13 protein-coding genes are annotated in these 12,395 nt (G+C 34.4%); 12 read left to right on the top strand and 1 reads right to left on the bottom strand.

Features of this window, described 5'->3' with window-relative positions; genetic code table 11:
• Window positions 1–2: 2 nt before the first annotated feature.
• The gene (locus LN736_RS08185; protein ID WP_150356960.1) at window positions 3–1,229 is read right to left on the bottom strand and encodes an SH3 domain-containing protein; all 1,227 of its coding nucleotides are present in this window, start codon (window positions 1,227–1,229) and stop codon (window positions 3–5) included.
• A 527-nt stretch (window positions 1,230–1,756) separates the two neighbouring features.
• On the opposite strand from LN736_RS08185, the gene aroF reads away from it, so the two are divergent.
• From aroF to LN736_RS08245, 12 genes are all read left to right on the top strand, one after another.
• Window positions 1,757–2,791, top strand: a complete 1,035-nt coding sequence (aroF, locus tag LN736_RS08190) for a 3-deoxy-7-phosphoheptulonate synthase (RefSeq protein ID WP_150356961.1) — start codon at window positions 1,757–1,759, stop codon at window positions 2,789–2,791.
• Between the two features lie 31 nt (window positions 2,792–2,822).
• Entirely contained in the window at window positions 2,823–3,692 is an 870-nt protein-coding gene (locus tag LN736_RS08195) for a prephenate dehydrogenase (RefSeq protein ID WP_150356962.1), read from the top strand.
• Window positions 3,693–3,705: 13 nt separating this feature from the next.
• Window positions 3,706–4,788 (top strand): 3-dehydroquinate synthase, encoded by a 1,083-nt coding sequence (gene aroB, locus LN736_RS08200; protein ID WP_179977823.1) that lies wholly within the window; start codon window positions 3,706–3,708, stop codon window positions 4,786–4,788.
• 14 nt (window positions 4,789–4,802) lie between these two features.
• Entirely contained in the window at window positions 4,803–6,089 is a 1,287-nt protein-coding gene (gene aroA, locus LN736_RS08205) for a 3-phosphoshikimate 1-carboxyvinyltransferase (RefSeq protein WP_229981321.1), read from the top strand.
• Window positions 6,067–7,149 (top strand): chorismate synthase, encoded by a 1,083-nt coding sequence (aroC, locus tag LN736_RS08210; protein WP_150356965.1) that lies wholly within the window; start codon window positions 6,067–6,069, stop codon window positions 7,147–7,149. The genes aroA and aroC overlap by 23 nt, the downstream gene beginning before the upstream one ends.
• Window positions 7,150–7,164: 15 nt before the next feature.
• The gene (locus LN736_RS08215) at window positions 7,165–8,283 is read left to right on the top strand and encodes a bifunctional chorismate mutase/prephenate dehydratase (protein WP_150356966.1); all 1,119 of its coding nucleotides are present in this window, start codon (window positions 7,165–7,167) and stop codon (window positions 8,281–8,283) included.
• 75 nt (window positions 8,284–8,358) lie between these two features.
• Window positions 8,359–9,171, top strand: coding sequence for a shikimate dehydrogenase (gene aroE / locus LN736_RS08220; RefSeq protein ID WP_150356967.1), 813 nt, complete (start codon window positions 8,359–8,361; stop codon window positions 9,169–9,171).
• A 3-nt stretch (window positions 9,172–9,174) separates the two neighbouring features.
• On the top strand, window positions 9,175–9,684 hold the full coding sequence (locus tag LN736_RS08225; RefSeq protein ID WP_150356968.1) for a shikimate kinase: 510 nt from the start codon (window positions 9,175–9,177) through the stop codon (window positions 9,682–9,684).
• Window positions 9,685–9,854: 170 nt separating this feature from the next.
• Window positions 9,855–10,286 (top strand): hypothetical protein, encoded by a 432-nt coding sequence (locus LN736_RS08230; protein WP_150356969.1) that lies wholly within the window; start codon window positions 9,855–9,857, stop codon window positions 10,284–10,286.
• A gap of 107 nt (window positions 10,287–10,393) precedes the next feature.
• The gene (locus tag LN736_RS08235; protein ID WP_150356970.1) at window positions 10,394–11,047 is read left to right on the top strand and encodes a L,D-transpeptidase family protein; all 654 of its coding nucleotides are present in this window, start codon (window positions 10,394–10,396) and stop codon (window positions 11,045–11,047) included.
• 90 nt (window positions 11,048–11,137) lie between these two features.
• The gene (locus LN736_RS08240) at window positions 11,138–11,896 is read left to right on the top strand and encodes a YncE family protein (protein WP_150356971.1); all 759 of its coding nucleotides are present in this window, start codon (window positions 11,138–11,140) and stop codon (window positions 11,894–11,896) included.
• A gap of 210 nt (window positions 11,897–12,106) precedes the next feature.
• Window positions 12,107–12,379: a metal-sensing transcriptional repressor gene (locus LN736_RS08245; RefSeq protein ID WP_150356972.1), complete on the top strand. Its 273-nt coding sequence runs from the start codon at window positions 12,107–12,109 to the stop codon at window positions 12,377–12,379.
• Window positions 12,380–12,395 lie beyond the last annotated feature (16 nt).

Below are 12,395 nucleotides of genomic sequence, written 5' to 3' on the forward strand. Positions count from 1 at the left end.
ATTTAAACTCTTATATAATCCGAATGAACATATCCAATTATAGATCCTGCCTGTACTTTATACCAACGGCCATCAGTACTTAAAATTGTAACTTTACTTCCATAAGGAAGAATTGTGAGAACACGGCCTGTCCATGGACTGTTTCTTAAATTTAAGACTGAAGATCTATTATTTAAAATTACAGTGCCGGTCTTGGATTTAGAAGCTGCCGATGTAGACGAAGATTGGGAAAGACTTATATAGCTAGAGTAAACATAGCCTGTTCTACCATTTGCAGTTACTTTGTACCAGCTGCCGGAACTTCCCGAAATAGTAACCGAAGTTCCATTTGACAGGGAACCTATTATGGAACCCTGAGGTGCTGTTCTCAGATTCAAAGATGAAGAGCTATTTTGAAGTTTAACATAACCTGTTTTTGAACTGGAGGAAGAAGTTCCGCTAGAAGTTGAAGTACTGCCTCCCCCTGAATTTATGTAGGTAGAAGCTACATATCCATAGGATGAATTTAACTTGATCTTATACCAGCTTCCCACAGAGCCAACTATTTCAACGGACTGTCCCTTTCTTAAGCTTCCAAGTATTCCAAAGGACGTGCCTGCCCCATTTCTTACATTTAAAGATGAATTACTATCTGAAATATTTACAATTCCGGTCTTATAAGTATTGGTACCTCCGGAAGAGCTGCTACTTGAAGATGAAGTTGGAACTGATTGCCTTCCGTTCCCCACATATATGTATCCTTTTAGATATAAGTTGCCCCTGTTTTTTATGGCTTCTTTTGAGAGAGTTTTTACATTCCCGTCATAATTGCCCCTTATGCTAAAATTGCCTTCGTTAAAATATACGGTATTACCCTCCACTTTTTCTACAAAGCCAACATGTCCGTATCCAACGGGACCACCACCCCATACTATTATGGAATTTGCCTTTGGTTCAGAACCATAAGGATACACATTATCCCTTGCATTGGCATACCACCAATCAACCGCATTTCCGTAAAATTCCGAAGGAAGTGCAATCCCTAATTTTTCAAGAACCCTTCCATATGTAAACCAGGTGCATTGCCCGCTGTAGCCGCATTTGGCAAATATATTTCCAACTGCAGTATAGGCGCTGCTTTGAATATTTGGTAAAATACCAGCAGCATGTACGGTATTTATTATATTTTTGTTGTTAATAAGAGATGCAGAAATAAAAAAAGCAAAGACTAATTTCTTGTACTTATTCATGCTGTGTCCTCCTGAAAATATAATTCAATCTAAAACTTACAAAATCATTATAGTTATCGTAATTAGCTAGAAATAATTTAGTTAATTGTACTATATTTTTTGGAATAATTCCATGAAATTACATAAGCTTTATGTATATTGACAAGAATAATTTCCAGATAAATAGTAAAATTTCGTGTTGACATAAAAAAAGAACCTGTTATAATTAAAAACAAATAGATTTCGTAGTTTACATTATAATAGGGAGGTAAAAACAAAGTGAAAAATATCATTGGGAGGAAAATGAAAGCAGTAAATAGAAATTACTATTACTTTACTTTTAGCTTGGGCTATTTTTATTTTAGCGCTGGTTATTTTTGCTTTCAAAAATATTTAAGATTCCTTCTAATGAGTAGATATAGTTATGTGTGTTGATTCAAATCTTCTTGCATACTGGGTGAAAATGTAATTGGTTAACTTTAGACAAGGCTCATTAAGAGGCCTTGTCTTTTTATTTTATTTAAATTTATTTACGGGAGGAATTTATAATGATAGTGATTATGAAGCCAAAGTCGCCATTGAAAGAGATAATGATGTTAAAACAAAAAATTGAGATGGATAATGATGTATCGGTAAATGTAATACAGGGAAAGGAGTATTGTGTGCTGGGTCTTATTGGAGATACTACGACAGTTGATGCAGGCAAAATTAGAGCTAATGAATTTGTGGAAAATGTAAAAAAGGTACAGCAGCCCTACAAACTTTCTAATAGATTATTTCATCCAGATAATACCGTGGTAAAAATAAAAGATGGGTCTATTGGTGGAGATGAGCTAGCTGTTATAGCAGGTCCATGTTCTGTAGAAAGTGAAGAACAGATTGTAAGTATTGCAAAAGATGTAAAAAAGAGCGGAGCTAAATTTTTAAGAGGAGGTGCTTTTAAGCCCAGGACTTCACCTTACAGCTTTCAGGGACTCAGAGTCAGAGGACTGGAGCTTTTGAAAATAGCCAGGGAGGAGACAGGACTTCCCATAGTTACGGAGATCATGTCCACTGACATGATAGATAGATTTGTTGAAGATGTGGATATAATACAGGTTGGAGCGAGAAATATGCAGAATTTTGAGCTCTTAAAACAGCTTGGGAAGACTAAGAAACCCATTCTTTTGAAAAGAGGAATTTCAGCTACTATTGAAGAATTGCTCATGTCTGCTGAGTATATAATGTCCGGTGGAAATGAAAATGTAATACTCTGTGAAAGAGGAATAAGAACTTTTGAGACTTACACAAGAAATACATTGGATTTAAGTGCTGTACCAGTTATAAAAAAATTAAGTCATCTTCCAGTAATAGTAGATCCTAGTCATGCAGCAGGAATTTGGTGGATGGTTGAACCATTGGCTAAAGCGGCAGTGGCTGTAGGGGCAGATGGGCTTATGATAGAAGTTCATAATGATCCTGTCAATGCAAAATGTGATGGACAGCAGTCCATAAAGCCAAAGGTGTTCCAAAAGCTTATGAAAGATATAGATAAGATGATAAATGCGGGAATGAGCAGGGAGTACGATGTTGTGAACATATAATACTATGATATTTAAGGAGGTGAAGTTACACGTGGAAGATTGTGACTTTAAAGTGAATATAGCTGTTGTTGGAATGGGACTTATTGGGGGGTCCTATGCTATGGCACTTAGAGTTCTAAATCCAAAGAGTATAATTGGAATAGATAAAGACAAAAAAGCTTTAGATAATGCTCTGCACAGGGGTATTATAGATAGGGGATATGAAAGCGGTGGAAGGTTCTTGAAGGAAGTTGATCTGGCTATAATAGCTCTTTATCCTAGGGATACAGTGGAGTTTGTAAAAAATAATCTAAGTAATTTTAAAATGGAAGTGCTTATAACAGATACTTCAAGTGTAAAGAAGGACGTGGTAAACAATATAAATGCATTTTTGCCTGATGGAATGGAATTTGTTTCAGGACATCCTATGACAGGCAGAGAGTGCAGAGGAATAGAGTTTGCCTCAGCGGATATTTTTACAAAAGCCAACTATATAATAACACCAAGCAGTAAGAATACTTCCAGGGGACTTAAAGTAATAGACACCATGGCCAGAAAAATGGGCTGCAGCAATGTGACTTATGTTAGTCCGGAAGAGCATGATGATGCAATCGCTTTTACCAGTCAGCTTCCACATGTTGTAGCTGTTTCTCTTATGAATTCCCATGAGGAAGGCTTTATAGACCATATGGCGCTGTTTACGGGGGGAAGTTTTAGGGACGCCACCAGGGTGGCACAGATCAACTCAGGGCTGTGGAGTCAATTGTTTATAATGAATTCTAATAAATTGGTAGATGAAATAGAAAGATTTCAAAGGAGTATAGATAGATTAAAAACAGCTATAATATACAGGGATATGAAGAGCATAGATCATATTTTTCAAAATGCAATTCGCAGGAGAAAAGCTCTAGTTAAGAGGTAAGGATAGTGATTTTATGAATATTATTAGTATAAATCTTAAAGAAAAATGTTATAAAATCTATATAGAGAGAGGAAGTTTAAAATGTATAGGAGAAAAATTGAAATCTGTATACAAAAGTAGAAATGTAGTTGTAATTACTGATTGCAATGTGGGAAAATTATATTTGAACACACTTAGAGAATCACTTTTGAGTGCTGGATTTAAAGTGAATTCAATATCCATACCGCCGGGAGAAAAAAGTAAAACTCTGGATGTACTGAAAGGGGTATATGAGAATTTATGCAAGTTCAATACTAGAAGAAGTGATATTATAATTTCTCTTGGAGGTGGAGTAGTAGGAGATCTGGCGGGCTTTGCTGCAGCTACTTATTTAAGGGGAATAAGATACATTCAGGTGCCGACTTCGATTTTGGCACAGGTTGACAGCAGTATAGGAGGAAAAGTAGCAGTGGATTTACCCTGGGGAAAAAATCTGGTAGGAAGTTTTTATCATCCAGATGCTGTATTTATAGATCCTGAAGTGCTTGTATCTTTAAATGATAGATTTTTTAGTGATGGAATGTCTGAAGTTATAAAATATGGATTTATACGTGATAAAAGTATTTTAGAAACTTTAGCTTCCCTTCCCAGTAAAAACGATGTTTTAAATAATATTGAAGATATAATATGTAAATGCTGTAATATAAAAAAACAACTGGTGGAGATGGATGAAAGGGATTTAGGAGATAGGATGATGTTGAATTTTGGGCATACTCTGGGGCATGCTGTAGAGAAGTATTATAATTATGTAAAATACAGCCATGGAGAAGCTGTAGCCATTGGTATGGCTGCTATAACTAGAAGAACTGAAGAAATGGGCATTACTAAAAGCGGGACTTATGATTATATGAAATACATATTGGAGAAATATGTGCTTCCCACTTGTATACCGGATTTAAACAGGGAGGCTGCTGTAGATTCTATAGCGCTGGACAAAAAATCATCAAGTAATGGTACTTTAAATCTTATAGTTTTAGAAGAAGTGGGAAAAGCAAGAATAATGAAAGTAAAGATACCTCAAGTGCAGGAGTTTTTATTTTTAGATGAAACAAAATGAGAGGAGAATGTATTTTGAGGTATTTATACATAAAACCATCTGAATTAAAGGGAAAAGTGATTGTTCCCACTTCTAAAAGCATATGTCACAGAGCAATAATATGCGCTTCACTATGTGATGGTATTAGCAATATAGGAAATGTGGATTTTTCCAGGGATATAGAAGCTACCTGTGATGCCATGGAGAATTTGGGTGCAGAAATACAAAGGGGAAAAAATAATTTGATTGTAAAAGGAAATTCCAGGATCCATGTAAAAAATACCAGTATAAATTGTTTACAGTCAGGTTCTACCATAAGATTTTTAATACCTATAGCTGCTACAATTGATGAAGAAATTATTTTTACAGGTGAGGGAAAATTGGTGAAGAGGCCTCTTGATATTTATTATGATATATTTGACAGTCAAAAAATATATTATAAAAATTTTAAGGGAAAGCTGCCCCTGATTTTAAAGGGGAAATTGAAATCGGGGGAATACAGGGTTAGAGGAGATGTGAGTTCTCAATTTATAACAGGGCTTTTGTTTGCCCTTCCAAGGTTAAATGGAGATTCTACAATATATGTAACCACTCCGTTGGAATCCAAACCCTATGTGGATATTACACTGGATTTACTAAAAAAATTTGGAATAAATGTGGATGAAGATGGACATGGAAAATATACAGTTAGGGGAGGGCAGAAATATAAGAGCAGAGACTACTATGAGGTGGAAGGAGATTTTTCACAGTCCGCCTTTTGGCTTATCATGGGAGCCCTTGGCAAAGGTATTACTTGCTGCGGATTAAAAAAAGACTCTCTTCAGGGAGACAAGATCGTAGTAGATATACTCAGAAAAATGGGTGTGAAAATTGAATGGGAGAAAGGCGGCTTAGTTGTCAGTCCCGCCCGTAAAATTTACAGCAGCACTATTGATGCTTCACAATGTCCTGATCTTGTACCTGCACTTGCAGTTTTGGCCTCTGTGAGCTGCGGTACTACTGAAATTAAAAATGCAGGAAGGCTCAGAGTTAAGGAGTCAGACAGACTTAAGGCCATATCAATGGAGTTGAATAAAATAGGAGGGAATGTAGTAGAAAAAGAAGATGGACTCATTATAGCAGGGAGGGAAAAACTCACAGGCGGCGAGGTGAACAGCTGGGATGATCATAGGATAGCCATGGCTCTGGCATCGGTGTCTTCAAAATGTCAGAACCCTATGATAATAAAAGGAGCCGAATGTGTGAAAAAGTCCTATCCAAATTTTTGGAAAGATTTTAAGAACTTAGGAGGAAATATAAATGAGCGGAATATGGGGAAATAAAATAAAATTATCCATCTTTGGCGAGTCCCATGGAAAATCTGTAGGCATTACTATAGACGGATTGAAGCCTGGTATAAAAATTGATCTGGAATATATAAGAGGACAGATGAAAAGAAGGGCACCGGGATTTACAGAATTTTCTACAGCCAGGAGAGAGGAGGATAATTTTCAGATTTTAAGTGGGTATTTTAAAGGTAAGACAACGGGCACACCTCTTTGTGCAATTATACTGAACAATGACACTCACTCAGAACACTATGAAAAAACTTCGGATATATTGAGACCGGGGCATGCAGATTTTACTGGAAAAGTTAAATATAATGGCTTTAATGATTACAGAGGAGGAGGCCATTTTTCGGGGAGGCTCACAGCACCGCTGGTTTTTGCTGGTGCATTATGCAGAAATATATTAGAGGAAAGAGGAATAATAATAGGAAGCCGTATAGAGAGCATAGGCACAATTAAAGATAAGAAAAGCTTTGACGTTGTTTCTACCGATGAGAATATGCTCAGGGAGCTTTCAAAAGACAAATTTCCTGTACTAGATGAAGATTACTGCAAAAAAATGAAGGACAGTATATTAAAAACCAAGTCAGAAGGGGATTCCCTTGGAGGAATTGTAGAGACGATAGTTTTAAATTTACCAGCAGGTATAGGTGATCCATTTTTTGATTCGGTGGAAAGTACTCTTTCCCATCTTTTATTTTCTATTCCTGCAGTTAAGGGAGTGGAATTTGGAATGGGATTTAATATGACCACTATGAAAGGCTCAGAGGCCAATGACGAATACTATATGTCAGAAGATCATAAAATAAAAACTTACACGAATAATAACGGAGGAATTCTAGGAGGAATCACGGATGGCATGCCTCTTGTATTTAGGGCAGCTGTAAAACCAACTCCCTCTATAGCAAAACCTCAAAGGACTGTGAATATTAGAAATGAAAAGAAGGAGATTTTGAAAATAGAGGGAAGACATGATCCCTGTATTGTACCCAGGGCTGTGCCGGTAATAGAGGCGGTTACAGCTATTGGAATATTGAATTTAATGGATGAGTGAAGTGGTGGTGATATTTTGGAAAGTTTGGATGAATTAAGGAATAAAATAAATAAATTAGATGGAGAAATGGTTAGAATTTTTATTGAGAGAATGAATGTGGTTTCTAAAGTAGCTGAGTACAAGAAAGAAAATCATATGAATGTACTGGATGAAAATAGGGAAGAGAATATCATAAAAACACAATTAGAGAATTTTAAACAAAGCTCCATGAAAAACGAAATAGAAACTTTTTTGAGAGACATTATGAGTATAAGTAGAGACCTTCAAGAGAAAAAGATAAAGGAAGATAATAAACCGGAAATAATGGGGTATAACCATTCCTGTAAAGTCGGATTTCAGGGTATACTGGCGTCTTTTAGTTATGAAGCTCTAATTGACTATTTTGGGGATAAGGTTAAAACCCTAGGCTTTGATAACTTTGAAGATGTGTTTAATTCACTGGAAAATGGGAATGTAGATTATGGAATCCTTCCAATTGAAAATTCTTCTACTGGAGGAATTTCTCAAGTCTATGATCTGCTTGAAAAATATGATCTTTATATAGTGGGAGAGAAGTGTATTAAAGTAAACCATAACCTTCTAGGTGTTCCGGGAGCTTCAATAGAAGACATAGAGGAAGTATATTCACATAGTCAGGCATTTATGCAGAGCAGTAAATTTTTAAAAAAACACAAACATTGGAAGCTTATACCTTATTTTAATACAGCTAAAAGTGCTGAATACATAAAGAAAGAGAATGACAAGAGTAAAGCTTCCATAGCCAGCAGGAAAGCTGCGGAATTTTATGGATTGGATGTATTGAAGGAAAATATAAATTACAACAGCTATAATTATACAAGATTCATAGTAATAAGCAGGAATATGGTATATGATAGAAAATGCGATAAAATCACTATTCTCATTACTCTACCCCATAAAGTTGGAAGTTTATACAATGTACTCAAGTTCTTCTGGGAAAATAACTTAAATATGACTAAAATAGAGTCAAGACCTATGGTAAACAGACCGTGGCAGTATTTTTTTTGTATTGATTTTTATGGAAATATAATGGAGATGGGGACTAAAAGTGCACTGGAGGGAATAAAAAAAGAGAGCTCCTATTTTAAATTACTGGGAAATTATAGGGAAGGATAAGACAATTGACAGTTGACAAATTACAATTGTCAATTGTGCATTGTAAATTGTCAATTGCACTGGAGGTGAGTTTAATTGAGTGATTTTTATGGGCTTATAGGAAAAACATTAGTGCATAGTTTTTCTCCTGTTATACATCATCTTATTTTGGATGTTATGGGGAAGAGTGGAGAATATAATCTCTTTGAAATAGAGGGAAAAGATCTAGGCAAATCGCTGGAGAGCTTAAGAATTTTGGGGTGCAGAGGTATAAATGTGACCATACCCTATAAAGTTGAAATTATGAAGTATTTGAATGAAATATCCAAAGAGGCAAAGGACATAGGGGCCGTGAATACCATAGAGTTTATCGATGATGAATTGATAGGTCATAACACTGATTATTATGGTTTTGGATTGACCTTAAAAAGATATGATATAGAGCTATTTAATAAAACCGTAATACTGTTGGGTACAGGAGGAGTTTCCAAAGCTGTAGCCAGATATATTTTAGACAATGGGGCCAGGGATATGGTATATGTAAGTAGAGATCCGCATAAATTTCATGAATACGGATTTAAAGTTATAAGCTATGATGGACTGCGTAAAATAAAAAAAGGTGATATTATAATAAATTGTACACCCTGTGGAATGTACCCGGATATAAATGATTGTCCTGTAGATAGGAAAATTTTAAGTAAATTTAACACAGCAGTGGATTTGATATACAATCCTCAAAGTACTTTATTTCTGAAGTTGTCAGATGAGTTAGGACTTAATACTGTGAATGGATTATATATGTTGGTGGCCCAGGCTGCAGCATCTCAGCGAATTTGGCAGGGAAGAGAAATACCTTTGAAAATTATAGATAAAATATATAATGATTTGAGACAAGGGAAAAAGATTTGATTTATGAAGAGAATATATAAAAATGTAGTTCTCATAGGTATGCCTGGATCCGGGAAAACTACCATAGGCAGAATGTTATCCAAGGAATTAAATAAGGGTTTTATAGATATAGATGATTATATAGAAAAACAGCAGGGACGTACTATTTCAGAAATTTTTGAAGGTGGAGAGAAGTTTTTCAGGAATTTAGAATTAAAGGCAGTAAGTCAAGTGAGTCAAAAAGAAAATATTGTGATATCCACAGGCGGAGGAGTAATAAAAAATGAGGAAAATATATTAAATCTTAGGAAAAAAGGATTGATAATTTTTATAGATAGACCGCTTGAAAAAATAATCTGTGATTTGGATATAGATAACAGGCCCCTTTTAAAAAATAATACAGGGGAAATTGAGAAAATTTTTAAAGACAGATATCATATTTATATGAATTGCTGTGACTTTTCTGTTAAAAATGTAGATACTGTTGAAAGTGTATTGAAGAGTATAATTAAAGTTTATACCGGGAATCTGTAACTTTGTATGATAATAAACTGACGGTAAATTTATTTTGCTGTCAGTTTATTATCATATTTTTCATCATAATGGTAGTATTATATGATATATAATACTATTGGAACTATTATATATCATATACAGAAAAATCGAATTTTAAGGGGTTAGATTCTAAATTGGGGAGGATATTTATGGAAAAATTAAAGGCCATTTTAACCGAAATTGCAGTTGCGGTTATAATATTACTAGTTATATGTATGGCATCACTGGTGGATATAAAATCGAGAGAATCCCCCCAGACCTCACGGATGCTGGAAGATATGAACATTACCCTTCAGCAGTATAAAAAATCAATAGATAATTTAGGAAACATCGTGCAAAAAGAGAACATAGAGCTGCAGAAGCTAAAAAACGATATGAATTCTGCTGGATTAAAAAATACTTATAAATGGAATGAAACAGTAGTGGCGTATAATAGTAAATTTACAGAATATAATTCACACGTAAGTGAATACAACAAAAAAATGGACGATTATAATAAAAGATACCAGGAGTATGAAAGCATAAAAAAGAAAAATGAAAATATAATAGAATGGATTAAAGCTGTAATTGGAGTAAATTAGAATCATTTATCAAGGTGCGTAGCAGTACTTTAGGAAGCTGGGGGTGTTAGCCAATGGCAGCATTCTTATAAGATGAGATATGGAAATGAGTAAAAGGTGGGATAAAGATGAAGAGTAAAGGTAAAAATTTTCCAATTTTATTTCTGATTTTTGGACTGATTTTAGTAGGAATTATCTCTACAGTGTCCATAAAAAATTATGTTAGAATGAATTCCGGTAAAAAAGTTATCCATCAGGGTATTTTATTTAAAGAGAATGAAGGTGAAAAAATATTTTTTAAAAAACCTTCTGCATCTCCAAATAAAACTTCCATAAAAATATATAAGAGTAAAAGGGTAATGGAACTTTATGGAGATGGAAATTTAATAGGAAGATTTAAAATTGGGCTTGGAAGAGTTCCCCAGGGTAAAAAAGAAGCAGAAGGAGATAAAAAGACTCCGGAAGGAGATTATTATATATGCTATATAAATTCTCAGACAAAGTATACATATTTTTTAGGAATAAGTTATCCCAACGTAGAAGATGCACAAAATGCATTGGATAAAAATATTATCAATAGAACTCAATATGAAAGAATAAAATATGCCATTAAAAATAAAAAACAGCCGCCGTGGAATACTCCCCTTGGAGGTGCCATAGGGATACATGGAGGTGGTTCTAAATATAATTGGACTTATGGGTGTGTGGCTTTATCCAATGAAGATATGAACATATTAAAGAAGTATGCACATCTTGAAACATCTGTGAAAATATATAAGTAAAAAAAATTTTAACTCGTTACCATCAAGAGGAATATATATGTTAAAAAAAGCACAAAATAAGATAGAAAACGAGGTAAGGGGTGTTTTGATATGTCCAAATGCAAGAGAAATAATGTTATATTAGCTTTAAGTTTATTGATAGTATTTTTAATTGGTGCATTTACAACTATGGGATATAGGGCAAAATCCCTGGCAAAAGAAACGCGGGATCCAAGGAATTATTATTTTGTAATTACTGGAGAAAAAACTATATGTAAAATTGATTCCGTTACAAATCAGATTGTGAGCAGAATCAATGTGGAAGGAAGACCTGAAGATATAAGGGTATCTCCAGATGGAAAAACTTTAGCAGTAGTAGTATTGAATATTAAAGATGAAGACGATAACGGATTTATCCTATTTTACAATGTTCAAAACGACAAGCTTGTAAAGAAGCTGCAAATTGGGAGGCATCCTTCACGAATTGCTTTTGTTCCTAATAGGAATTACATAATGGTAACTAATACTAAAGACAATGACATATCCTTGATTGATTCTGAAAATTATATTGTGCTTCAACCCATATCCACTGGAAGGAGACCAAAAGCTCTCTGTCTATCTGCTGATGGCAAATGCTGTTATGTGGCAAATACTGGAGAGGATACTATAACTGTAGTGGACATGGAAAATTTTAAAAAAGTAAAAAAGTTAAGAGTGGGGAGGTATCCTACGGATATATCCTTGAATAAGGACAGTGGTAATATCATGGTCACTCTAAGCAAGGAAAAAGCTGTGGCGCTGGTAAATCCACGCAGGTCAGGTATTCAAAAGGTGAATTTAACGGATATACCTAAGAATATCTGCAGATAAAATTCAAAATGCAGATATGTGTAATGTCTGTGAATTTACTATAGTATTGATAAATATGTTAAAAAGGTATATACAAAATGAAAATTTGAGTTATAATGTAGATATAGAATGATTATTAATCGATAATAAAATTTAAACAAGAAGTTGATATTGTTTAAATTTTATATTTTTTATAAAATACCACCCCACAGGGGTGGGGAGGAGGTAGAGATGAATGAAGAAAAAAAGAGGGCTTTTCAGGCATTAAAAACTTCAAAGGGTCAAATTGAAGGAATAATGAAAATGATAGAAGATGGAAGATACTGTATTGATATATCCAATCAAATTGTAGCAGCTCAGGCTCTATTGAAAAAAGCAAATTTGTTAATACTAAAGCAGCATTTAAATCATTGTGTGAAGGATGCCTTTCTTCATAATTCTGGAGAAGAAAAGGTGGATGAAATAATGAATTTATTAGGTAAGTTGCTAGACAAGAATGGATAAAAATATAAATGTGAAT

This window comes from Clostridium aromativorans (genome assembly GCF_020908015.1).
In the GTDB taxonomy this organism is placed as follows: domain Bacteria; phylum Bacillota; class Clostridia; order Clostridiales; family Clostridiaceae; genus Clostridium_B; species Clostridium_B aromativorans.